At 36.7% G+C, this 25,099-nt stretch carries 22 protein-coding genes; 12 read left to right on the forward strand and 10 right to left on the reverse strand.

The genetic code is table 11. The features are described 5' to 3' along the window. Positions 1-3: 3 nt before the first annotated feature. Positions 4-1,284 (reverse strand): DUF2851 family protein, encoded by a 1,281-nt coding sequence (locus DUT69_RS13045; protein WP_113653687.1) that lies wholly within the window; start codon positions 1,282-1,284, stop codon positions 4-6. A 323-nt stretch (positions 1,285-1,607) separates the two neighbouring features. Between DUT69_RS13045 and DUT69_RS13055 the strand changes: the two genes are divergently transcribed. From DUT69_RS13055 to truA, 4 genes are all read left to right on the forward strand, one after another. Continuing rightward, positions 1,608-2,045, forward strand: a complete 438-nt coding sequence (locus DUT69_RS13055; protein ID WP_113653689.1) for a hypothetical protein — start codon at positions 1,608-1,610, stop codon at positions 2,043-2,045. An 83-nt stretch (positions 2,046-2,128) separates the two neighbouring features. Further along, entirely contained in the window at positions 2,129-4,552 is a 2,424-nt protein-coding gene (locus DUT69_RS13060) for a S9 family peptidase (RefSeq protein WP_113653690.1), read from the forward strand. Positions 4,553-4,970: 418 nt separating this feature from the next. Further along, on the forward strand, positions 4,971-5,432 hold the full coding sequence (locus DUT69_RS13065) for a DinB family protein (RefSeq protein ID WP_113653691.1): 462 nt from the start codon (positions 4,971-4,973) through the stop codon (positions 5,430-5,432). A gap of 55 nt (positions 5,433-5,487) precedes the next feature. Next, on the forward strand, positions 5,488-6,285 hold the full coding sequence (gene truA / locus DUT69_RS13070) for a tRNA pseudouridine(38-40) synthase TruA (RefSeq protein WP_113653692.1): 798 nt from the start codon (positions 5,488-5,490) through the stop codon (positions 6,283-6,285). 102 nt (positions 6,286-6,387) lie between these two features. Here truA and DUT69_RS13075 read toward each other — a convergent pair whose 3' ends face one another. Further along, a complete protein-coding gene (locus tag DUT69_RS13075; protein ID WP_113653693.1) occupies positions 6,388-7,599 on the reverse strand; it encodes an ABC transporter permease in 1,212 nt (403 codons plus the stop codon). Positions 7,600-7,679: 80 nt separating this feature from the next. Between DUT69_RS13075 and DUT69_RS13080 the strand changes: the two genes are divergently transcribed. Both DUT69_RS13080 and DUT69_RS13085 read left to right on the forward strand, forming a co-directional pair. After that, positions 7,680-8,918 carry an exo-beta-N-acetylmuramidase NamZ family protein gene (locus DUT69_RS13080; protein WP_113653694.1) on the forward strand — a complete coding sequence of 413 codons (1,239 nt, stop codon included), beginning with the start codon at positions 7,680-7,682 and terminating at the stop codon, positions 8,916-8,918. Between the two features lie 11 nt (positions 8,919-8,929). Continuing rightward, entirely contained in the window at positions 8,930-9,145 is a 216-nt protein-coding gene (locus DUT69_RS13085) for a hypothetical protein (RefSeq protein WP_113653695.1), read from the forward strand. A gap of 144 nt (positions 9,146-9,289) precedes the next feature. Here DUT69_RS13085 and DUT69_RS13090 read toward each other — a convergent pair whose 3' ends face one another. After that, entirely contained in the window at positions 9,290-10,333 is a 1,044-nt protein-coding gene (locus DUT69_RS13090; protein ID WP_113653696.1) for a DNA topoisomerase IB, read from the reverse strand. Positions 10,334-10,437: 104 nt separating this feature from the next. Between DUT69_RS13090 and fmt the strand changes: the two genes are divergently transcribed. Next, entirely contained in the window at positions 10,438-11,346 is a 909-nt protein-coding gene (gene fmt, locus DUT69_RS13095; RefSeq protein ID WP_113653697.1) for a methionyl-tRNA formyltransferase, read from the forward strand. A 310-nt stretch (positions 11,347-11,656) separates the two neighbouring features. Here the strand turns inward: fmt and DUT69_RS13100 are convergent, their stop codons facing one another. After that, a complete protein-coding gene (locus DUT69_RS13100; RefSeq protein ID WP_113653698.1) occupies positions 11,657-12,565 on the reverse strand; it encodes a DMT family transporter in 909 nt (302 codons plus the stop codon). After that, positions 12,562-13,392, reverse strand: coding sequence for an orotidine-5'-phosphate decarboxylase (gene pyrF, locus DUT69_RS13105; RefSeq protein ID WP_113653699.1), 831 nt, complete (start codon positions 13,390-13,392; stop codon positions 12,562-12,564). The genes DUT69_RS13100 and pyrF overlap by 4 nt, the downstream gene beginning before the upstream one ends. A gap of 279 nt (positions 13,393-13,671) precedes the next feature. Here pyrF and rho point away from each other — a divergent pair, with 279 nt between their 5' ends. Together rho and pssA are read left to right on the forward strand one after the other, a co-directional pair. Continuing rightward, on the forward strand, positions 13,672-15,453 hold the full coding sequence (gene rho / locus DUT69_RS13110) for a transcription termination factor Rho (protein WP_113653700.1): 1,782 nt from the start codon (positions 13,672-13,674) through the stop codon (positions 15,451-15,453). Positions 15,454-15,531: 78 nt separating this feature from the next. Further along, the gene (gene pssA / locus DUT69_RS13115) at positions 15,532-16,233 is read left to right on the forward strand and encodes a CDP-diacylglycerol--serine O-phosphatidyltransferase (protein WP_113653701.1); all 702 of its coding nucleotides are present in this window, start codon (positions 15,532-15,534) and stop codon (positions 16,231-16,233) included. On the opposite strand, the gene DUT69_RS13120 is transcribed toward pssA, so the two are convergent. Then, a complete protein-coding gene (locus tag DUT69_RS13120) occupies positions 16,230-16,607 on the reverse strand; it encodes an Hpt domain-containing protein (protein WP_113653702.1) in 378 nt (125 codons plus the stop codon). The two genes, pssA and DUT69_RS13120, sit on opposite strands and share 4 nt — an antisense overlap. Before the next feature lie 18 nt (positions 16,608-16,625). Continuing rightward, positions 16,626-17,120 (reverse strand): 2-amino-4-hydroxy-6-hydroxymethyldihydropteridine diphosphokinase, encoded by a 495-nt coding sequence (gene folK / locus DUT69_RS13125; RefSeq protein ID WP_113653703.1) that lies wholly within the window; start codon positions 17,118-17,120, stop codon positions 16,626-16,628. 127 nt (positions 17,121-17,247) lie between these two features. On the opposite strand from folK, the gene sppA reads away from it, so the two are divergent. From sppA to DUT69_RS13140, 3 genes are all read left to right on the forward strand, one after another. Further along, positions 17,248-19,020: a signal peptide peptidase SppA gene (gene sppA / locus DUT69_RS13130; protein WP_113653704.1), complete on the forward strand. Its 1,773-nt coding sequence runs from the start codon at positions 17,248-17,250 to the stop codon at positions 19,018-19,020. 48 nt (positions 19,021-19,068) lie between these two features. After that, on the forward strand, positions 19,069-20,748 hold the full coding sequence (locus tag DUT69_RS13135; protein WP_113653705.1) for a DNA polymerase/3'-5' exonuclease PolX: 1,680 nt from the start codon (positions 19,069-19,071) through the stop codon (positions 20,746-20,748). A gap of 144 nt (positions 20,749-20,892) precedes the next feature. Next, complete coding sequence (locus DUT69_RS13140) at positions 20,893-21,387, forward strand: SixA phosphatase family protein (RefSeq protein ID WP_113653706.1); 495 nt, start codon at positions 20,893-20,895, stop codon at positions 21,385-21,387. A 387-nt stretch (positions 21,388-21,774) separates the two neighbouring features. On the opposite strand, the gene DUT69_RS13145 is transcribed toward DUT69_RS13140, so the two are convergent. The 3 genes from DUT69_RS13145 to clpP all read right to left on the reverse strand — a co-directional run bounded on the left by DUT69_RS13145 (position 21,775) and on the right by clpP (position 24,777). Then, positions 21,775-22,638 (reverse strand): AMP nucleosidase, encoded by an 864-nt coding sequence (locus DUT69_RS13145; protein WP_205314272.1) that lies wholly within the window; start codon positions 22,636-22,638, stop codon positions 21,775-21,777. Between the two features lie 78 nt (positions 22,639-22,716). Beyond that, positions 22,717-23,955 carry an ATP-dependent Clp protease ATP-binding subunit ClpX gene (clpX, locus tag DUT69_RS13150; RefSeq protein WP_113653707.1) on the reverse strand — a complete coding sequence of 413 codons (1,239 nt, stop codon included), beginning with the start codon at positions 23,953-23,955 and terminating at the stop codon, positions 22,717-22,719. Positions 23,956-24,087: 132 nt separating this feature from the next. Next, positions 24,088-24,777, reverse strand: a complete 690-nt coding sequence (gene clpP, locus DUT69_RS13155) for an ATP-dependent Clp endopeptidase proteolytic subunit ClpP (protein WP_113653708.1) — start codon at positions 24,775-24,777, stop codon at positions 24,088-24,090. Between the last annotated feature and the right edge of the window lie 322 nt (positions 24,778-25,099).

A 25,099-nucleotide genomic window follows, 5' to 3' on the forward strand; every position in this document is an offset into this window, starting at 1 on the left:
TTTTTACTGTTTTAATAACTTAATACCAATACCACAAGTTAAGCATTTTTTTTCATTGCAATAACATTTCTTTAATTGCAAAATTGCTTGCGAACTAAATGCATTCTTTACATCAACTCCCGCATCTACAAACTGCTGTACCACAGCATTTTGCTCTGCAGAGAGATATTCTAAAATATACAATGCTCTAGTTACATAGTTTTCTTGTTTCATTGCCTTGCCATAAGCAAACAAAAACAGGCATAACGTATTAATTAAAATATTATCAATAGATTTTTTACCTAATTGCAAACTTACCTTAGTGGCAGTTTTGTTAAAATGGTAATGTGTTTGCCAAAATGCATTAACCGGCAGATTTTCGAAAAGCACAGCAGAGTTGCGATAGTCTTTTGTTGTTAACACCTTTGAAAATAGATGATTTGATACTGAAATTAATCCTGCAAACTGCGCTAACCTCAAAGTCGGAAAGTTTTGCGGTCGCATACGCATAAATTTCCAGAGCGAAATATCTATGGGTTTCAAATTGTACTTCTTTTGCAAAAAAGCATACTCTTTTTTAAGAGCATTTGGATAGTCATCTGCAAAGTTTTGGTTTAAGAACCCAGCTTGCCCGAACAATAAAGCTTCAATTTGCAAGGGCTGGTCTTTATGCTTGGCAAATATAGTTTGCGGTAAAGATTGTGCCAACATTTCCATCGGCAAGGCATTTACTTTAAAACCAAAGTTTTTAGCCATAAAATGATAAAAGGTTTCGTCCCAATCTCCTTTTAATTGTGCTAATTTGTCGTAAACAGCAACAGATTTTTCGGTTAGTCGCTCTACCAATACTCTAGTTAAAAATCCGTCGATAAGAAACTGATCAATTGTAGCAATTTGTTTCTGACATGGAAAATCATTCGTAGAATTAACCATTCCCAAATATCTATCGAACAAGGTTTCGCTAAACAAACCTTTCATAACCACAGTAGGTATTACAGTACCATCTTTTCTATAAATAGGTTTATCATCTTCTAACACCACATGTAAAATCACATTTTCGTAAGCTTCATTGTGTTGGTGTTGGTGCAATAGCCAGTCGGAAGATTTGAGGTGAACTTCTACATTTCCTACCCAAGTAGTTTTACTAATAATTAATTTTGCATTGCCAAAATCCGGGCCAGCATGTTTGTTCAAACCTCCCTGTTGTAACACTTCCACAGTTTCGCCAGCAGTTGTTACTAAGTTTTTATACTCGTACAACCTAAATTGCCAAATAAAATGCAGAAATTCTTCTGGAAAGCTCATAACTGAATTTAAGGAATAAACCCTAAATTTTATTACTACAAAAAAATTTAACCTTTGGTTATAACTTCTATCATTTACGTATTAGAAGAAAATTGTCAATTTTTCGCAAATGCGATTTCTATTGCCTTGCAACCTTCCAAAAGAACTACTAACTTTAAAAATAAGCCTGATTGTAGTGGAAAGCTCCCGTTTATCGGGACTTGGAACAAAAAGCAGGGCAAAATTTGCCACAAGCATAAAACCGAAAACTTTCTAAAAAATATTATAAAACAACTGTAACGATTTAAGCCTGAGCATCGTATTGATTGTAAAACCTTAACATAATGCCAAAAACGCTACTTTTCTTAAAATCTGTTGTATTACTATTAAGTATTTTAACATTCGTGCAAGCTTGTAAAAAAACCGCCTATAATACTATAGAGGGCAATTACAACCTTAGAGCCAATGAAACGATAAACCTACCAAAAAACAGCCCGAGTACTTTAACCGTAAGTGATTTTGCCGATAGTAGATGTCCTATAGATGTGCAATGTGTTTGGGCAGGCGTAGCAACGATAAAAGTTACCATAACTGAAAATAACAAAACGCAAAACTTAGAGCTTTGCAAAGGTGGATGTAATGTAACTAAACAAGCAACCATACAAGAGTTTATATTAAATGATGTTACCTACACCATTGAATTGGCAGATTTGAAACCTTACCCAAGTACAAATAAACCTGCGATTAAACAAGTTGCAGAACTGGTGATCAAACGTAAATAGTCTATCAAATTTTTGATACAATCTTCATTTTAGTTTAACTATCCGTAAGTTTATCATATCAACAGGATAATTAAACCTATAAAATGAAAAAAACTATACTCAATCTCTTCTTGCTTGCATTAAGTGGTAGTGCTTTTGCACAAGATGCCATTAGCTATCAAACACCGCCACAAGCTATTACCGATTTGCTTTTAGCGAAGCCTACCCCTGGCGTTAGCATAGACAGCAAGGCCGAATGGATGTTATTCAGCGAGCGAAACTCTTTCCCTTCAATAGAGGAATTGGCTATGCCAGAATACCGAATTGCCGGTATGCGTATCAACCCGAACAATTACTCGCCTAGTAGGCAAACCTACATTAACAACTTTAGCCTAAAGAATATTAAAACGGGCAAAACGTTGGCAGTTACTGGTTTACCAACACCATTATATGCAGGTAGTGTAAGCTGGAGCCCCAACGAAACTAAAATTTCTTTTACGCAAACCGGGCAAAACCGCGTTGATTTGTACGTAATAGATGTTGCTACCGGAAAAGCAACTAAAATGAATAAACAGCCTATAAATGCAATTATGGGCGGTGGTGCAACTTGGGTTGATGACCAAACCTTGTTATACCGCACCGCTACAAAGGCGGCTAATATGGCACCACCTAAACCATTAGCACCAAAAGGACCAACTGTACAGCAGAATTTAGGTAAAACTGCACCAAGTGCAACTTTGCAAGATTTAATTAAATCGCCTTACGATGAGCAATTGTTTGAGTTTTTTGCAACATCGCAACTGGTGCAAAATAAAGCTGGCGTTGAAACTTTAATTGGCAAACCAGCAATTTACACTAGCGTTTCTCTATCTCCAGATAAAAACTACATGATGGTACGTACCATTAAAAAACCTTTTTCTTATTTAGTTGCTGCCTACGGTTTTCCTTCTGTATTAAATGTAACAGACAGAGCTGGCAAAGTAATTAAAACTTTGGCAGATTTGCCGAGTACTGAGGTTAGACCATCGGGCTACGATAATGTGCAAAATGTACCAAGAGGTTTTGATTGGAGAGACGACGAACCAGCATCAATTACCTGGACGGTGCCTTTGGATAGTGGTTTGATTAAAAAAGATGTGGAATACCACGATGCAATTTTGCAATTAAGCGCACCATTTACTAGTCAGCCTAAAGAGTTGTTTAAAACAAAAATGCGTTTTGGTGGCATAAGCTGGGGTAACCCAACTTTAGCTTTGTTTAGAGAAAGTTCTAGAACCAAACAAACCTCTAAATTAAGCCGTTATAACCCAACAACTGGTGCTATAGAATTGCTTTACGAACTAAGCACAACAGATGCCTATAACAACCCCGGCTCGCCAGTTACCGAAAAAAACAAGTTTGGCCGCAACGTAATTTTAACAACAGATAATGGCACCAAACTTTTGTTAAACAACACAACAGGTGCATCTGCCAAAGGCGATTTACCTTTTATTGCAAAATTTGATTTGGCGACTAAAAAATCTGAGATTTTATGGCGTAGCCAACCGGGTAGCTTTGAAATGGTAACCGATGTTTTGGACCCACAGAAATTGGTATTATTAACCCGTAAGGAAAGTCAAAAAGATGCGCCAAATTATTACATTAAAAACCTGATTTTACGCGTAGCAGATAGAAAAATTACCGACTTCACAAATCCTTATACACAATTAGACGGCGTTAGCAAACAGAAAATATCTTACAAACGTGCCGACGGAATTGATTTAACTGGAGATTTATATTTGCCAAAAGGATACAATAAAGAAAAAGACGGACCATTACCTGTTTTAATTTGGGCCTACCCTCGCGAGTTTAACTCGGCAGCAGATGCGGCGCAAATTAGAGGTTCGCAAGATAAATTTACTACCATTAGTTCTGGCGGACCATTGTTTTTTGTAACGCAAGGCTATGCGGTTTTAGACAATGCAGAAATGCCAATCGTGGCTAAAGATGGTAAAAGACCAAACGATACTTTTGTAGAGCAATTGAAATTAAACGCCGAAGCAGCTATTAACAAACTAAGCGAAATGGGTGTTGGCGATAAAAACAGAATGGCTGTAGGTGGCCATAGTTACGGTGCATTTATGACGGCAAACCTGTTAGCACACACTAATTTATTTAAAGCTGGTATTGCTCGCAGTGGCGCTTACAACAGAACATTAACACCATTTGGCTTCCAAAACGAAGATCGTACCTACTGGCAAGCACCAGAGCTGTATTATCAAATGAGTCCGTTTAGTTATGCTGATAAAATTAAAACACCAATTTTGTTAATCCACGGAGAAATGGACGATAATCAAGGTACATTCCCAATTAACAGCGAGCGTTTGTTCAACGCAATTAAAGGTCATGGTGGTACCACTCGTTTTGTGTACTTACCTTACGAGGCACACGGTTACCGTGCAAAGGAAAATATCTTGCACCAATTATGGGAAATTAATACTTGGTTAGATACTTACGTCAAAAATCCTAAAGTAACGGTAGCTAAATAATATAGCTGTCGTCATCCCCGTGAAAACAGCGAAAAAGGTTTTTACGTAGGGATTACGATGCCTAGCGTAGCTGAGCATACCGAAAGACATAGCAGGCTATTAATTTAAACATCCGGTGGATTTAATTATTCATCGGATGTTTTGGTTTAGCGCCTTTTTAGAAAAACAATGTCCGTAATCCTTAGCTTCTTCCGCCCTGCTATCACTGCAATCTTTTTTACCCCTAAAGGGGACTTGGTAAAAAAGTATTTTCGTTCTATCAGGTTTAAGGAAGTAGCATAGCGGTCGTCATTTCAGTGAAAACGGAAATCCTAATGAGCGGAAAAGGCTTTTCAAAAAAGCTAAATCACCTCCTATCATTTAGATTATTTACTACCTTTAAATAACAACGGATGATATCGTTTAAATCAAACAATAAATGGAAAAATTACTACGCATAATCAACGCCTGCAGAACAAAATGGCTTACTACGATAGAGGACCTATCTACCGAACAAATGAATTTTATCCCGCCAGGTTTTAAAAATAACCTAGCATGGCAATTAGGCCATGTGGTAGTTAGTCAGCAGATACTTTGCTACCGCCTGTCAGGCAATAAATTTGTAATTGAAGAAGAACTTATAGACCTATACAAAAACGGGTCGAAACCAGAAAGAGATTTTAGCAGTGCAGAAATTGCACAAATGAAAGGTTATTTATTGAGTACCATTGCTCAATTAGAAAATGATTTAGACCACAATCTTTTTGCAAATTTTACACCGTATAGCATCTCCACCTATGCAGGTGTAGAATTAAAAAATATTGAAGATGCTTTAACTTTTATAATCTCCCATGATGGTTTGCATTACGGTTGTAGTATTGGGTTGAAGAAATTAGTTTAGAAATTTTAGCGATAGCTTTTCTGAGCGTTTGCTAGGAAAGGCTATCTTTGCACTGATGAGATACTTCTTCCACATTGCCTATAACGGCCATACCTATAACGGCTGGCAAAGGCAACCAAAAGTAAACAGCGTACAAGAAATTATTGAAGAGAAATTCAGTCAGATTTTCAAAACGCCTTTGGCAATAAATGGATGTGGAAGAACGGATTCGGGCGTTCATGCCAGTCAATTCTTTTTCCATATAGACATTGAACAGGAATGGGATTTCGATCTAATTTTTAGATTGAACAAGTTATTGCCACACAATATTTCGGTATTCGATCTATTTAAAATGGATGGCAAACCTCACGCTAGGTTTGATGCCGTACAACGGAAATACGATTATTATTTGCACACTTATAAAGATCCCTTTCTAAATCAATTAAGCTCTTATTATGATACGCCAAACCTGAATTTGGCCGAGATGAAAAAAGCAGTTTTACTTTTGCCACAGTACAAAGACTATCGAGCTTTTTGTACCGCTCCAGATAAAAACGAGCATACCATTTGCAACGTAATGGACGCTAAATTGTTTAGCACTAACAACAACGACCAATTGCGTTTCCACATCGCTAGCAATAGGTTTTTAGGGAAAATGATTCGGATTATCACTGGAAATTTAATAAAAATTGGCAAAGGCTTAATGACAGTAGATGAATTTGAGCAAATGCTAATTACCAAAGAACCACCAACTATCATGGAAATTGCCAAACCAAATGGCTTGTACCTTTCTAAAGTTACCTATCCTTATTTGAATTTACCTTTACGAACAGAATTTTCTGGACTACAATGCAACGATTGGATTGAGGTTTAGTTGTCCGGTTTTTCTTAGAGCGCTGTTCGTTTTTCGTCTCTCATCATATTATCTTCCGGACTTTCCTCACTCCAGACTAACGACTTCAAACTCCAGACTTTCTTACTTAAACCTAATCGCTTTTAGCGGACTTACCCTACTAACCAACAAAGACGGTAAAATCAAAACCACCGCACAAATTGCCACAGTAGATAAGTTTAATAACAATACATCTGTTAAGTGAACTTCAATGGGTACATAAGCTAAATAATAATTGGTTTGTGCTAGTTTAAACAAATGTGTTTTTTGCTGTAAAAATGCTAATCCCAAACCTAAAACATTCCCTAAAAGCAAGCCGATACCAACTAAATAAATGGCATTGTACAGAAAAATCTTCATAATGCTTTCGGTAGTAGTGCCCATTGCCTTTAGCAACCCAATCATTGTTGTACGTTCTAAAATCATTATTAGTAAAGCCGTTACCATATTTATAACACCAACAATCATCATTAAAAAAAGTAAAACTCTTGTATTTACGTCTAATAAGGATAACCAGGTAAATATTTCGGGTGTGCTTTCTATTACAGACCTAGAACGCAATTTTAACTCCAAATTAGCATAAATATCATCTGCATTTTGCTTCAGCATTGCAAAATCATTAGTCTTAACTTCAATGCCTCCCATTTGGTTGGCGGTCCAGTTATTTATGCTTCTAATAACGTCAATATTGCCCAAAACAAAGGTTTTATCTATATTATCAATTCCAATAGCATAAATGCCTACAATAGTAAACTTTCTTCGCTTAGGCGGATTTTGTATAAAGTGCATCAAAAACCTATCGCCAACTTTCAGTTTTAACCTATCTGCAGTGTGTTGGGAAATCATTATCTGGTAATCATCTTTTTTAAAATCGATGATTTTACCACTCACCAAATGCTTTTTGATGTAACTCCAGTCGTAATCTTTATCTATACCTTTAAAATTTATTCCTTCTACTTCGTTGTTAGCCGAAATAATTGCAGGCTTGGTAGCAAAAGGATAGAACGAGACGATAGATTTATTCTGTTTTAAATAGTTTAAAGTGGTGTCATTTGGCACAAATGGAGATTTTTCGAACGAACCGTTTAAGTCGTAACGGTAAATCTGCACGTCGCCAATAAAACCCCTTACTTTATCCTGTATTTCGGTCTTAAAGCCTTTAATAATAGCTACAGATAAAATCATTACCGCCAAACTTAACATTACGCCTGCAATTGCAATACGCACAATTAGCTTAGAAAAAGTACGTTCAGATTTAATGGCTATCCGCTTTGCGATGAAATATTCTATATTCAAAATCTGTAATAAATTGTAACTTAGCAAAAGTGCTAATTCGCTTTTGAATTAACGTATATTAATTTAAAAACCTATATAAAATGAACAAGTTTACAACTGCTTTTGTTGCTGCATTAAGCATTATTACGTTTAGTGCTTGTGCACAGACTCCTAAAAAAGAAACCGCGGTTAAAAACTCGGCAGTTAAATACGCAAACTTTAAAACCGGTGCAGAACAAACCGAAAAATATTTGCCTTTGCTAAAAGGTAAGCGTATTGGCATGGTGGTAAACCCAACCAGTATTATCGGCAAAGAAACTGTGGTAGATAGTTTGCTCAAAAGAGGGGTAAACATTGTTAAAATTTTTGGTCCGGAGCACGGTTTTAGAGGCGACGCTAGTGCGGGTATACATGTAGACGACGCAGTAGATACAAAAACCGGCATTAAAGCAATCTCATTATATGGAAAACATAGTACGCCAACTAAAGAAGATTTAGCAGACGTTGACATTATGATTTTTGATATACAGGATGTTGGCGTTCGCTTCTACACTTACATGAACACGTTACAACACGTAATGGAAGCCTGCGCTAGAGATGGTAAGGAAGTAATGATTTTTGACCGCCCGAACCCAAATGCATTTTATATAGACGGCCCAGTTTTAGATCCAAAATTTAAATCAGGAATTGGTATTCAGCCTATTCCCATTGTGCATGGATTAACTTTAGGAGAGTATGCGCAAATGCTAAATGGCGAGGGTTGGTTAAAAGACAAAGTGAAGTGTAAGATTACGGTGATTAAAAACGCTGATTATAACCATGATATGCCTTACGAATTACCCGTTAAGCCATCGCCCAACCTAAATACGCAACAATCTATTTTACTTTATCCGAGCACTTGCTTGTTCGAAGGTATCTACCTCAACCATGGTCGAGGAACACAGTTTCCATTTACAGTATTAGGTGCTCCGTATTTAAAAGGCAAGTATAAATTTTCGTTTACACCTACCGGGATAAAAGGAATGGCAGAAACGCCAATTTTTAAAGACGAAGTGTGTTATGGATTGGACTTAAGAAATTACGACGCATCTATTTTCAGAAAAACGAAACAAATTAACATCGGCTGGGTTATCGAATTATATAAAGCTTCCCCAAGGAAATCAGATTTTTTCAACTCTAAGCTAAGTAATCAAATGGGCACCATAGAAAAATTAGTTGGTGTTGGAGATTTTAGGCAACAAATTATTGCTGGTAAATCTGAAAAAGAAATTAGGGCAAGCTGGGAACCCGGACTAAGCAAATACAAAGAAATGCGTAAAAAGTATCTGCTTTATCCATAAAATGGATAACCATGAACAAAGAACAGAAAAAAAGCGACAAGCCCGAAAGTAACTTTCAGGAGCCACAACCCAAAGGAAAGGTTGATAAAGGCGAAAAGGCGGTAAAAAAGCCCGAAGATGAAGTTTACAACAAAGATAAGGCAGAAGCGAAAACTAAAAATCCGGCAAAGGAAAAAGAGCAAAGCGAACAGCCAGTTCATCCGGTAAAAAAAGCTCCAAAAGATTAATCTTTTGGAGCTTTTTATTTTTGAATCGATTATACCTATCGTCTTATTGAAAATGAAAATCCAAGATTGCCTCGCTTTGCGAAAACCAAGACTCGCAAAGACGATTATTCGATAGGCTCCTCAGGAGTCAGGAATGATAAGTACTTATTTCTTCTTAACCTTTTTCAAGAACTTCATCAACACTTTTTCATCATCTTGTATGGCAGCAATGTCGTCAGGTTTTGTGGTATTTATTTGTTTTAGGTAAGCCTGTAATCCGTCATTTTCAAAGGTTTCTAATAATAGCGGATAAACATAAGAACTTTTGCAAACCGCCCTTGTATTACCTAACCTACTTGCTACACAGTCTAAAACTTCTACTATTACTTTTTTCTTAGCCATCTCCGGATTCTGAACCGTACAGCAAGCCAACTGGCGAAGTGCCTCTAAAGTACCGCCCCAAGTTCTAAAATCCTTTGCTGTAAAATCTGATCCGGTAATTTCCTTAATATAATTGTTAACCATTCCAGAATCTACGCCCCTATGTCTGCCATCTTTGGTGTAATACTGAAAGAGTTCTTGCCCAGGTATATCTTTAGATTTCTTTATCAACTTGGCCAACCTTTTATCGGTCAATTTCACGTCTTGTTTTACGCCTTTTTTACCGATAAAACTCAATGTAAAACTGTCGCCTTTTTGCTTAAAATGCTGATCTTTTAACGTGCTTAACCCGTAACTTCCATAATTTCGCTTATGCGCCTCATTACCAATTCTAATTAGCGTATGCTGCAAAACTGTAAGGCAAAGCGCTAAAACTTTTCTTTCATCAAATGCTTTTCGCTTTAAATCTTTAGCAATTTGTTTACGTGCTTTTGGCAATACCTTGCCAAATTCTAGTAGTCTAAAGTATTTATGATCCGATCTTCTCGCGGTCCAATCTGCGTGGTACCGGTATTGCTTCCTTCCGGCAACGTCTACCCCTAATGCTTGTAAATAACCATTTTTCTTTGGCGATATCCAAACATCTTTCCAAGCGGGAGGAAGTACTAGCTTTTTTATTCGCTCTAAATCATTTCCATCTTTAAGCCGATTACCATTTTTATCTTCGTAAAAAAACTTACCAGGTTTACCTTTGCGATAAATACCCGGCTTGGTAGGATCTACAAAAACCAAGCTACTAGATTCTATTACTTCTGCAACACTTACCATATTTATAGCGATAAATCAATGAAATTTTAGTTATTTTGTTAGTACTAACAATAGCCAAGCTCCGTTTTTTAGGTAGCCAAAGGCGATGACATTAACAACCGATTATGAAAATAGTTTTTATGGGTACGCCCGATTTTGCCGTTGCTTCATTGAGTGCTTTACAAAACGCAGGTTTTGATATTGTTGGTGTGGTAACCGCTGCAGATAAGCCTGCCGGTCGAGGACAAAAATTAAGTGAAAGTGCTGTAAAAAAATACGCTATAGAAAATGGGTTAAAGGTTTTGCAACCTTTAAAGTTAAAAGACCCTATTTTTATTGAAGAACTAAAAGCGTTAAATGCCGAACTTTTTGTAGTTGTAGCTTTTAGGATGCTTCCAGAAATTGTTTGGAGCATGCCTACAAAAGGAACCATTAACTTACACGGTTCTTTGCTACCACAATATCGTGGGGCAGCACCAATAAACCACGTAATTATTAATGGCGAAACCGAAACTGGTGTTACTACCTTTTTCTTAAAGCAAGAAATTGATACTGGAGATGTTATTTTTAGTGATAAAACTGAAATCACTCCAGATGACACTGCTGGAAGTTTGCACGATAAGCTGATGGTAATTGGGGCAAATTTATTGGTTAAGACCGTTAAAGCAATAGAAGTAGGAGATTACAGCGAGGTACCACAGCCAGAAAGCTTCGAATTAAAAAATGCACCGAAAATATTCAAGGACTTTTGTAAGGTTGATTGGAACCAGACAAATCAGGTGGTTTATAATCATATTCGTGGATTAAGCCCATACCCTACTGCATTTACCGTTTTTAATGATAAAACACTTAAAATTTTTAATGCTGAAAAGGAGGATAAAGAACCCGGTATTTCTACTGCTGCATTTTTAACCGATGGAAAAACCTACCTAAAGTTTGCGACTAAAGACGGTTTTATTAAACTCACCGACGTACAATACGAAGGAAAAAAACGCATGCTAATTGATGAGTTTTTAAGAGGGATGCGTTTGTAATTTTTGGTTGTGTCAATTTCGGTAAGCCTACGTAAAGTCGCATGCTGAAAATTTTCTGTTTAAATTCCTTAACAAAATTGGCAGTGACTAATATGCGGGCGATAAACCAAACTCTAGCCAAAAGCAAAGCGATTGTTAAATAAACCCAATTGAAGCGAGCACCCCGAATTTTTAACCGTTTGCTTTCTTTTGCACAGTTTTATAGGGGTAAAGCGTAAAGTGGGACTGATTTTGCCAAGTATTACATCCGTTCCTTTCAAAAAAACTAGGTAAATATCGCTTTGCAGAACTTAACTGGAAAGAATTTACATTAAGCTTCGCTAACCTGCTTTTTCTTGTAATTTGTAATAAAAACGCCTACAATAATTAACACGGTTGCTATAAGTAAATCGATGGTAATTACTTCATCTAATATTAACCAGCCTAAGAAAATGGCAATAATGGTGTTAAAGTACGACAAAATGGAAACCTCCGTAGCGGTAACTTTCTTGAGTGCGTAAATATAACAGAAGAAACCAATTACAGAACCAAAAACAGCCAAATAAACCACCGCACCTAAACTTTGCAGACTCCAAGATGAAGGTTCGATAGTTGGCGAAAAAATAAAAGCCAAAACGAGTTGCACTACGGCAGAAAAGATGAACTGGTAAAACAAGTCTAAAATGATGTTGGATGATTCGTGCGTATATTTTTTAGCATAAATGGTTCCGCTTGCCCAACCTAAAATTGCAATTGCGAGAAACATTATCCCGGTTTTATAATTAGGATCCAACAAGTCGCCAATACCATCTCTAAAAATAAAAGCAACGCCCAAAAAGCCTATAATAACCCCTATAAACCCTTTTAAAGTTGGTTTTTGCAAACCTATAGCCACGCTACCCAAAAATACCGCTATTGGCGAAAGTGCATTTAGCAATGATGTTAACCCACTTGGTATAGTTTGCTCGGCAACGGTTGTCATACCGTTAGCTACTACAATCATTAAGGTAGAAAGCAACATTTGCCTACGCATTGAAGGCCAGCCTATCCATTTAAATTCTTTCTTGCGCAAAAGTATAACCAGCAAAATTAGTGCAGCCATACTTTGGCGCATGGTAGTTACAAACCAGGGAGGTATGGTTTCGACTGCTATACGAATGCCTAAATAAGTTGTACCCCAAACAATAGCAACAGCCAATAGCGAAACTACCAGCTTTACATCCATTTTTTGGGTGCTCATATTAATTGGTTGGCAACAAGTATTTGCTCCATTTCTTGTTGTAAAAGCAACGCCTCTTCTCTAGCTTTTTCGGCAAAATCTAAACCATTGCTAGCATAAATAATACTACGAGCAGCATTTACCAATAGCCCGCATTGCGAGTTAAGGCCGAATTTGCAAACCTCAGTTAAACTACCACCTTGTGCACCAACGCCTGGAACCAGTAAAAAATGTTCTGGCGCCAACTGGCGGATATTTTGAAATTCTTCTGGCTTTGTTGCACCAACTACGTACATCATCTGGTTGCTGGTTGCCCATTGCTGAGAAGTAGTAATTACCTGTTCGTAAAGCTTTTGATCTTCGCTTTGCTTAACCTGAAAATCTTTACTGCCAGCATTTGATGTTAAAGCCAATAGAATAACCCATTTATCTTTATGCGTTAAGAATGGTGAAACAGAATCTTCGCCCATATACGGCGCCACTGTAACCGAATCGAAACTCATTTCTGAGCTTTGCTCGTTAAAAAAAGCTTCAGCATACATTGCAGAGGTATTACCAATATCACCTCTTTTTGCATCGGCAATAGTAAAAACTTCTTTAGGAAAATGTTTCCAAGTGTTTACCAAAGTTTCCCAACCTTTAACTCCCCTACTTTCGTAAAATGCCGTATTAGGTTTATAGGCAACACATAAGTCATGTGTAGCATCTATTAACTGTTTATTAAACTCTAAAATCGGATCGTTATATTTTAGTAGATGTTTTGGGAGTTTATCGAGCACTGGATCTAATCCGATACATAAAAACGATTTCTTTTTCTGTATTTGCTCAAAAAGTTGTTCTTTGTTCATTATACGTGGGAATGTGTGCAAAGATGCAATTTTTAGCGCTTTTTACTGTCTTTTTGGGGAGCGAAAGTTTACGATTTTTTAACTTTTTTTAAACAATTTTAATTTTTAGTTGCTTATTAACTTGTAAATACATACAATTGTGCCATAATTCTCGAATGTCTATCTGAATATCCCAGAAAAATCTCCAACGAATATTATTAGTAAATGTTTATTTCAGGCATTTTTTGGTTGTATATTTTTGATAGACTCAAATTAAAATTTCTCGACAAACACATATAAATGTTTAACAAAACAGAACTAACTGAGAAGCTTACCGCCGAATTGCGTGAGCTAGCAAAAAATGAAGGCGTAAGCAATGCAGACGATTTACGCAAAACCGAGCTAATAGACCAAATCTTACAACAACAAGCTAGTAAAAGCACAAATGCAGAAGATGTAGCAAAGGAAGTTGCGCCGAAAGCTAAAGTTAGCAAAGAAGCTAGCAGCAATAAACCTGTTGCTAAAAAAAGAGCTCGAATTTCTAAAGACGATAAGCCTAATGCTCCTGCCGAAAACGAACGCGATAGAATAACTTTGTTTGATGAGCCGGTTGCATCTAGAGTTGAAACAGTGGTTGCCGAAGTAGAAAAAGAAACCGAGACAATTGAACCTCCTGTGGTTGTTACTCCTCCAGATTTTGTTGATGATCCGCAACGTTTAGAAACCATTGCTGTAAAGTTACAAAACCAGGCTAACCAGAAAAAAGATAGGCTGCCAAGAGAAGCAAGACCTGTTCGAGAACAGAAAAAACCATCGGAACAAACAGGCGATGAAAAACCGAAAGAAGAAAGAGCTCCAAGAGAGGAGAATACAAATAATAACAACCGCCCTCAAAAGAACCAGAATAATCCTAACCAAAACGGTGGTAACCACAAACATAACGAAACTAGCTACAGCAACTTAGATTTCGATAATACCATTACTAATGAAGGTGTGTTAGAAATTATGCCAGATGGTTATGGTTTTTTACGCTCTGCAGATTACAATTATTTATCCTCTCCAGATGATATTTATGTATCGCAATCTCAGATAAAATTATTCGGCTTAAAAACCGGCGATACTGTTAACGGAAGTATCCGTCCACCAAAAGAAGGCGAAAAATATTTCCCTTTGGTTAAGGTAATTAGCATTAATGGACGCATTCCTGCGGATGTGCGTGATCGTGTGCCTTTCGACTATCTAACCCCTCTTTTCCCTACAGAGAAATTAAACCTATTTACAGAGAGCAACAATTACTCTACACGTATAATGGATTTATTTACACCAATTGGTAAAGGTCAGCGTGGTTTAATTGTGGCACAACCGAAAACAGGTAAAACTAATTTACTAAAGGAAGTTGCTAACGCTATCGCGAAAAACCATCCAGAAGTTTATTTAATTATCTTATTAATTGATGAGCGTCCGGAAGAGGTTACAGACATGGCTCGTAGTGTAAGAGCAGAAGTTATTGCTTCTACTTTCGACGAACCAGCTGAGCGCCATGTTAAAATTGCCAATATCGTACTTGAAAAATCTAAACGTTTGGTAGAATGCGGTCATGATGTAGTTATTCTTTTAGATTCAATTACACGTTTGGCGAGAGCTTATAATACAACTGCTCCTGCATCTGGTAAAATTTTATCGGGTGGTGTTGATGCAAACGCTTTACACAAACCAAAACGTTTCTTCGGTGCTGCTCGTAACATAGAAAAAGGCGGCTCTTTAACTATTTTAGCTACTGCGTTAACAGATACCGGTTCTAAAATGGATGAGGTTATTTTCGAAGAGTTTAAAGGTACCGGCAACATGGAGTTACAGTTAGATCGTAAGTTATCTAACAAACGTATTTTCCCTGCTATTGATATTACCGCATCGAGCACACGTAGAGATGATTTATTATTAGATAGAGAAAACCTACAACGTATTTGGGTATTGCGTAACCACTTAGCAGATATGAATTCTCAAGAGGCCATGGAATTAGTGCAAGCTCAAATTAAAGGTACCAAGACCAACGAAGAATTTTTGATGGGAATGAACGGATAGTGGATTTGTACGTTTTAAGTGGTAAGTTGTACCTATCGCTTTCCACTTAAAACTTATAACGTTTAACTTACAACTTAAATGAAGAAACATATCCCTAACGCTATTACCTGTGCCAATTTATTTTCTGGCTGCATTGGTATTGTATTCGCGTTTAACCAAAACCTTAAAATTGCAGCGTTGTGTATTTTCATCTCGTTGCTATTCGATTTTTTTGACGGTTTTGTAGCCCGATTATTAAAAGTTAGTGGCGATATGGGCAAGGAATTAGATTCCCTAGCTGATGTAGTTAGTTTTGGCGTTTTACCGTCCATCATTTTATTTCAAATAGCACCCAAAGCTTTCTTCTGGTTTGATAATAATGCTATCCTACCCTATTTTGCTTTTTTCATAGCGGTATTCTCTGCATACAGATTGGCGAAATTTAATTTAGACACACGTCAAACAGATCAGTTTATAGGCCTGCCGACTCCGGCAAATGCAATATTAATTGCATCTATACCACTAATTTACGATTTAAATATTTTTACATTCGAGACCTCAACGCTTTCTACAACGTTGTTTCTATCGTTTATAGCCCTGATGTGTTTTTTATTGGTATGTGAGTTACCGTTAATTGCCTTAAAGTTTAAAACCTTTGGTTTTAAAGAAAATATGGCACGTTACTTACTAATTATTTCGTCGGTAATTTTGGTAATCGTGTTAAAGTATTTGGCTATTCCGGCAATATTATTAACCTATATCTTACTTTCTATTGTATTCTTTAAAAGAAAATCAGTCTAAAGCTCTTTTCTAAGCTCAACTTTGGCATCTTCAAGTTGCTGGTACAATACAGGTAAAAAGCTCTTTATTTCTTCAAATGCTGCAGGTATAGATTCCAACGATTTACGTTCGCGAGCATTCCTTTCAATTTCTTGCATGTGGTCGCGAGCATCGGCTCTGCCCACATAAAAGAAAGTAGGCTTTATTTTATGCGCAACTTCAGAAGCCGTTTTCCAATTGCTAACAACAACTTCCTTTTCCAAGTCTGTCATATATATCGGCGTCTGTGTTAAAAACGCATCCAACATTTCTATCATAAACTCCGCACTATCTCCAGACATCTCTCGTAAATACGATAAATCTAATGGTTCTCCGTTCTTGGTGTTATCAATCATCTCTCCAAATTTAATAAATTAAATCTTTGATACGGATAAAGAATCGGTTAAAATTGCTAATATTTCTGATATAGTTTTTTTAAGAATTGGGTGTACAACTTTGGGTGCTATTTCTGCTAAAGGTGCTAACACAAATTTTCTATTTTGCATTTGCGGATGTGGCACCTGTAACTCGTCGCCAAGATCTATAATTTCAGCGCCGTACAGTATTAAATCAATGTCTATTAGTCGCTCGCCCCACTTTTCTACCCTAACCCTACCCAATTCTCGCTCAATATCCAACAAAACGCGAAGCAAGTTTAAAGCAGGTAAATCGGTTTTTATACCAACGGCCATATTTACAAAATCCGGTTGATCTGTTTTACCCCAAGCCTCTGTTTCATAAAAACCCGATTGTGCAAAAATAGCACCGGCCTTTTCTTCAATAAGTGCTAAAGCGCTTAATAAAAGTTGCTTTCTATCGCCCAGATTACTACCTAGTAACAAGTAAGCCGAAAATTGGTCTAAACCCATATAAATTAACTAAGCCTCCAAACTTTTTACACTAAAAAACATTTATAAAATTGCCATAGGCAATGCAAATTTACTATAAGATGCCATTGCGTTTTATATCTTTACAAATTAAATATATAGCTACCAGATGAAAGAATTTTTCAAGTATGTTTTTGCTACAGTTGTCGGAATTGTTATTTCTACATTTATAATCGGCTTCCTTTTTGTTATTGTGATGCTTGGTTTTATTGCCTCAATAGGCGAAGAAAAACCAGCGTCTGTTAAGTCGAGCTCTGCGCTTTATTTAGACCTAGATCAAGCCATTACTGAGCGCACCCCAGACAACTCATTGTCTGGCATACCTATTTTAGGTGGAAGCGGGCAGAAATCTATTGGTTTTAACGATGTTATTAGAGCTTTAAAAGAAGCAAAAAACGACAGTAAAATTGACTGTATTTATATTAACGTAAGCTCGCCAAACGCCGGTATGGCAACAATGCTCGAAGTTAGAAATGCAATTATCGATTTCAAAAAAAGCAAAAAACCAGTTATCGCTTATAGCGAAGTCTATACCCAAGGCGCATATTATTTAGCTTCTGCGGCAAGCAAGGTTTACCTAAATCCGCAAGGCGCTTTAGAGTTTAAAGGCTTCAGTTCAGAATTAACTTTCTTTAAAGGAGCTTTGGATAAACTTGGTGTTGAAGCGCAGATTATTAGAGTTGGTGATTACAAAAGTGCGGTAGAGCCATTTGTTAACACAAAAATGAGCGACTATAACAAACAACAGGTAACAGCCTATGTTGGTGGTTTATACAAAACATTTTTAAATGGCATAGCAACTACTAGAAACATTAGCGCCGATAGCTTATACACAATAGCTGATGATTATAAAATAAGAGAACCAAAGGATGCCCTGGCTTATAAACTTGTAGATGGCTTGAAGTATAAGGATGAGGTGTTAGACGAGCTGAGAACTATTACCGGCAAAAACAAAAAAAGTGCGGTTAGCATCGTAACTATTAACGATTACATCGCTAACCTATCTCCTATTTCTAGTTCTTCTGAGAAAAACACAGTTGCGGTAATTTATGCCAATGGCGATATTGTTGGTGGAGAAGGTTCTGATGAACAGATAGGTTCTGAACGTATCTCTAGAGCAATTAGAAAAGCAAGATTAGACGACGATGTTAAGGCAATCGTTTTACGTGTAAATTCTGGTGGTGGTAGTGCTTTAGCATCTGACGTTATTTGGAGAGAAATTGTATTAACTAAAAAAACTAAAGCAGTTATCGCTTCTTTTGGAGATGTTGCCGCATCTGGCGGATATTATATTGGTTGTGCAGCGGACAGTATTTTTGTACAGCCAAATACTATTACTGGTTCAATTGGTGTTTTTGGTATTATTCCAAACTTTCAAAACCTGTTAACCAACAAATTAGGAATTACTTTTGACGGTGTAAAAACCGGCAAGTATGCAGATATTATGAGTGTTAACAGACCTTTAACTGCTGGCGAACGTTTCATTATACAAAATGACGTAAACCATGTTTACGACACATTTCTTACTCGTGTAGCGGATGGCAGAAAGAAAACCAAAGCGCAGGTTGATAGCGTTGGCGGTGGCCACGTTTGGGTAGGTACTGATGCGGTTAAAATTGGCTTAGCAGATAGATTAGGAAGTTTTAATGATGCCATTAATGCAGCTGCCAAAAAAGCTAAACTTAAAGATTTTAAAATAGTTGAATATCCAGAGAAAATAGATCCTTTAAAAAACCTGTTAGGTAATGCAAAAGAAAATATTAGCATCTACTACACCAAAAAAGAGTTAGGCGAACACTACTTGCTTTACAAACAAATGCAAAAAGCTATCGTAAACTCTGGTATTCAGGCTAGGATGGATTACGAGATCAATATCAAGTAGTACTGGAGCAAAGAGTAAGGACTAAAGGGCAAAGAATAAATAGCTTTCATGGAGAATAAACCAATATCGCGTACATTACGCTTACTTTCGCAGTTAATGGAATTACACGGAGAAAATCCGTTTAAAATTAAATCTGTTGCAAATGCAGCGTTTAAAGTAGATAAACTTCCATTTCAAATTGCCAGCAAACCGATAGATGAAATAGATAAGATTGATGGAATTGGCAAAAGCATAGCAAGTAAAATTACTGAACTACTGGCTACTGGAACCATTAAAGAACTGGAAGATACTTTATTACAAACGCCTCCCGGCATTGTAGAAATGCTAGGAATAAAAGGTATTGGCCCCAAAAAGATAGCGGTTATTTGGCACGATTTACACATTGAAAATATCGGTGAACTTTATTATGCCTGCAACGAAAACCGATTAATTGAAGCTAAAGGTTTTGGTTTAAAAACTCAGGAAGAGATAAAAAAAATCATTGAGTTTAAAATGGCTGCCAATGGCAAGTTTTTATACGCTCATGTAGAAGCAACCATAAATCAGCTTTACAACGACTTAGCAGTTTGGCTTAATAAAATAGACCACCACTCGCTATTAGGAATTACTGGCGATTTTAGAAGATTAAATGAAATTGTTGAGGAAGCTGTTTTTGTAATCGGCGCTAACGATGTTAATGAAATTGCAAGTAAAATTACCGAATTTGCGAGCTTAGAATTAAAGGACATAAGCGATTATACTTACACGGCGCACACTGAAACTGGTTTGCACGTAAGAGTGGAGCTAGTTGCACATAAAGATTTTTACCTTAATTATTTTACACTAACTGGCAATAACGAACATGTAGAAGCAGTACTTTCGCTAGCGGGTAATGGTCCATTCGCATCTGAAGAAGAAATTTACCAAAAAGCCGGATTGGATTTTATAGTTCCCGAACTTCGCGAAAATTTAGGCGAAATTGAGTTAGCAAAAACCAAGCAACTGCCTACCCTTTTGCAATATGCAGATTTAAAAGGCAGTTTGCACAACCACTCAGACTGGAGTGATGGCGTACATACCTTAGAGCAAATGGCGCTTTATTGCAAAGATGATTTAAAATTGGAATATTTGGGAATTTGCGATCACTCAAAATCTGCATTTTATGCCAACGGCCTTAACGAGCAAAGAGTTTACGCACAGCACCAGCAAATTGATGAGCTAAATGTAAAACTTGCGCCTTTTAAAATTTTTAAAGGTATAGAAAGTGATATTTTAAACGACGGATCTTTGGATTATAGCGACGATATTCTAAAAACCTTCGATTTTGTCGTGGCGTCTGTACACAGCAATTTAAAAATGGATATAGATAAAGCTACCAATAGGTTGATTAAAGCTATAGAGAATCCATACACTACCATTTTAGGTCATCCAACGGGCAGATTATTACTAAGTAGAAAAGGTTACGATATAGATTTTAAAAAGGTTATTGATGCATGTGCACAAAATAACGTAGCTATAGAGATTAATGCAAACCCGCTACGATTAGATTTAGATTGGCGCTGGCACCGTTACGCCTTAGAAAAGGGAGTTTTGCTGGCAGTAAATCCCGATGCGCACCGTAAAGAAGGTTTCCATGATATGCGTTATGGCGTTATGGTGGCACGTAAAGGCGGGCTTAGCGCATCAAAATGTTTAAATGCTTTTAATTTGCAAGAAATATCGTCTTACTTTATGTCTAAACAACAATAATTTGCCACATGCTAAAATAGTTATACAACTGATATAAAATAAGTTAGCTTTTAACTAAATTTATATTTCAATTTGAAATGGGTCTAATTAACGTTGTACAAAAACTTAAGTTGCATTTGCCCGTTTTATATTAAATATTGGTTTATGAAAGAACTCATTATCATTAGGCATGCTAAATCTGACTGGGGAAACTCTAGTTTAAAAGATTTTGACAGGCCTTTAAATAAACGGGGAATGACTAATGCGCCTGAAATGGCAAACAGATTGGTAAAACAAAACATCATCCCAGATTTAATAGTAAGTAGCCCCGCGTTACGAGCTATAACAACCGCAAAACATTTTGCGCAAGCTTGGCAAATTGCCGATAAAGAAATTAAACTTGAGCCAAATATATACGAAGCAAGCAGACAAACCCTTTTCGACATTATTAACGATTTTGACGATAGGTACAGTAGAATTGCAGTTTTCGGGCACAACCCCGGTTTAACAGATTTATTAAATTACCTTAATGGTCATGTGTACGAAATGCCAACCTGCGGTGTTTGCTATTTGCAGTTTCCAATAGATAATTGGAGTATGCTTTCGCATGGTACCGGAAAAGCATTACTATTTGATTACCCAAAAAGCGACCAACTTTAATTTTTTTCGGAAAAACAATGTAAGGGACTTTTGGCGAAGCCTGCCCTTCTTTACGCTTCAAAGCTTTGCCTTCGGCTAAAAAGCTTTTTCACTTCAATAAGGTTTATTATCTAAAGGAAGTAATTCTTTTGGCGCAATTAGTCAGATTTAAGGGATTACAATCCTTTTAATTAACATGATTTCGAATCAGACATGAGGGAGGCAAATTTTAAAAAGAACCAATGCCTAATGTTAAATAAACCTTATTGAAGCGGGCATCCCGATTCTTCATCGGGATAAAGCGAAAAGAAGGACTATCTTAAAAATTTTCACTGAAATTGCTTTTCAAATAAAAAAGAGAAACTTTTTCGAGTTCCTCTTCAAATCTGCAGACGCTAAAAAGCTGTATTAAAACTGTAAGTGTTTTACTGTTAATCCGCCGTTAATTAATTGTTTTAACGAATCTACACCAATTTTAAGGTGGCTTTCTACGTAATTTGTTGTTACCGAGCTATCGCTTTCCGCAGTTTTTACGCCCTCTGGTATCATCGGCTGGTCTGATACTAGTAACAATGCACCAGTTGGTATTTTGTTAGCGAAACCGGTAGTAAAAATGGTAGCCGTTTCCATATCTACTGCCATTGCACGTAATGTTTTCAAATACTTTTTAAAGTCTTTATCGTGCTCCCAAACCCTGCGGTTAGTTGTGTAACAGGTTCCTGTCCAATAATCTCTAGAGTGCTCTCTAATTGTAGTAGAAATTGCTTTTTGCAGGGCAAAAGCTGGTAATGCCGGTACTTCTGCAGGTAAATAATCGTTTGAAGTTCCCTCGCCTCTTATAGCCGCAATTGGCAGAATTAGATCTCCAAGCTGATTTTTCTTTTTTAAGCCACCGCATTTGCCTAAAAACAATACCGCCTTAGGTTTAATAGCAGTTAAAAGATCCATCATAGTAGCGGCCAATGGGCTACCCATACCAAAGTTGATGATAGTAATACCGTTTGCGGTACAGCTTTGCATAGGTTTATCTAAACCCATAATCGGAGCATTATCGTTCCACTCAGAAAACATAGACAAATACTTACTAAAATTGGTAAGCAGAATATATTGGCTAAAATCTTCTAAAGGGCGACCAGTATAACGCGGCAACCAATTTTTAACAATTTCTTCTTTAGATTTTAAACCAGATTTTACCGGGCTCTCTACCTCTTTAACCTTTTTAGCTTTAGCTACAATTTTTTCGTCTTTTTTTACGTCTTTTTCTTCGTTCATATATATTGTACTCCTTTTTTATAATTGTATTAAATATTAAGTTAAAAAAAATCCCCTAGAAATTCTAGAGGATTTAATTTATGCTGCTTTCAGCTTTTTAAAATCAGCCTTTTCAAACTTCTCTTTCGCATAATCTAAATTAATTTGCAGTTCTTTCACCTTGTCATCCGACGGGATATCGTACATTGCGTCGAGCATAATTGCCTCACAAATAGAACGCAAACCCCTCGCTCCTAACTTGTACTCCATTGCTTTACCCACAATAAAATCCAAAACTTCATTATCGAATGATAGTTTTACGTCTTCATATTCAAAAAGCTTAGCATATTGTTTAATTAACGAGTTTTTAGGCTCTGTTAAAATATTACGCAATGCTTCAATATCAAGCGGGTTTAAATGTGTTAGTACGGGTACACGACCAATAAGCTCTGGTATCAAACCGAATGCTTTTAAATCTTGCGGAGTAATGTATTTATAAAGATTTTTCAAATCTAAATCCTGATCGTCTTTTTTAACCTTATACCCTACAGCTTGCGTACGTAAACGATTGGCAATTTTACGTTCAATGCCATCAAAAGCACCGCCACAAATAAATAGAATGTTATTGGTGTTAACCGGAATCATTTTTTGGTCTGGATGTTTTCTGCCACCTTGAGGCGGAACGTTTACAACCGTACCTTCTAAAATTTTGAGTAAAGCCTGTTGCACACCTTCTCCAGAAACATCTCTTGTAATCGAAGGGTTGTCGCTTTTACGAGCAACTTTATCCACCTCATCAATATAAACAATACCACGTTCTGCGGCTGCAACATCATAATCAGCTGCTTGTAAAAGTCTGGTTAGAATACTTTCTACATCCTCTCCAACGTAACCAGCTTCTGTTAACACGGTTGCATCTACAATACAAAAAGGTACATGGAGAATTTTAGCAATGGTTTTAGCCAATAACGTTTTTCCGGTACCAGTTTCGCCAACCAACATAATGTTCGACTTCTCTATTTCGACCTCGTCTTTTTCAATGTGTTGACTTAAACGCTTGTAATGGTTATATACCGCTACAGAAAGAACTTTCTTAGCATCATCCTGGCCAATTACGTATTGGTCTATGTGTGCTTTTATTTCTGCCGGTTTTAAAAGGTTAAACGACTGATCAAAAGCCTTAGTTTTTTTGTTGCCTAATTCTTGGGCAAGCAAAACATTAGCTTGCGTTACGCATTTATCGCAAATATATGCGTCCATACCCTCAATAAGCATTAAAGTTTCTTGCTTTGGAGAATTACAGAAAGAGCAACGCGAATCTTTATTTTGTTTAGCCATTTTTACAATTTTCAGTTGTCAATTCTCAATTTCGGTTATTTAATAACATCCTATTGCGAACTGCCCACTAGTTTTGAGTTTTCAATTTTTAGTTCTCAGTTGTTAAATACCAACTGAGAACTGCTAACTGAATTATTTTTTAGTCGAACCTAACACTTCATCAATCATACCGAAGCTTTTTGCTTCTTCGGCTTTCATCCAGTAATCTCTATCAGATGCTTTTTCTACCCACTCGTAAGACTGGCCAGAGTGATTAGAAATAATGTCGTACAATTCCTTTTTAAGTTTTAACATCTCTCTCAAGTTAATCTCCATATCTGAAGCAACACCTTGAGCACCACCACTTGGTTGGTGTATCATTACTCTAGAGTGTGTTAAAGCGGCACGTTTACCTTCTGCACCTGCAACCAACAATACAGCGCCCATAGAAGCTGCCATACCTGTACAAATTGTAGCCACATCTGGCGTGATGTACTGCATCGTATCATAAATACCTAAACCTGCATACACAGAACCGCCTGGAGAGTTTATATAGATTTGAATATCTCTGTTGGCATCAGTTGATTGCAAAAACAATAACTGTGCTTGAATAATGTTTGCATTGCCATCATAAATTGCATCACCTAAAAATATGATACGGTCCATCATCAAACGAGAAAAAACGTCCATTTGCGCAACGTTTAATTGGCGTTCTTCTATAATGTAGGGTGTCATAGATTTTGGCGAATTGTTAGTAGCTCCAATAAATCTATCTACATTTAAACCGTTAATTCTATGATGTTTAACTGCGTATTTTCTAAATTCTTCTTTATCGATTTTCATAATGAGTTTTGGGAATTAGTCTTTTAATATTTCCTTTTAACAATAGCGTAAATTATAACCTCTAATTATCAAATCAAAATATATTTTGATCTTGGGTTAAAAATTACAAATTAATCACTTACTCTCTACTGCTATTTGTTAATAATCAAAGAACATACCAAGCAGATTTTAATGACAATATAGCACATCGGCCACTAAAAAAATGTATTGTATAAGTTAAAAGCAGCGTAAAGCTGCTTTTAACAATATTTAAATTACCTTATTTGTCAGATTTAACTATTTCAATAGTGAGATCTTTCGACAAGCTCAGGATGACAAATTA

The sequence above is a fragment of the Pedobacter namyangjuensis genome (assembly GCF_003313325.1).
In the GTDB taxonomy this organism is placed as follows: Bacteria; Bacteroidota; Bacteroidia; order Sphingobacteriales; family Sphingobacteriaceae; genus Pedobacter; species Pedobacter namyangjuensis.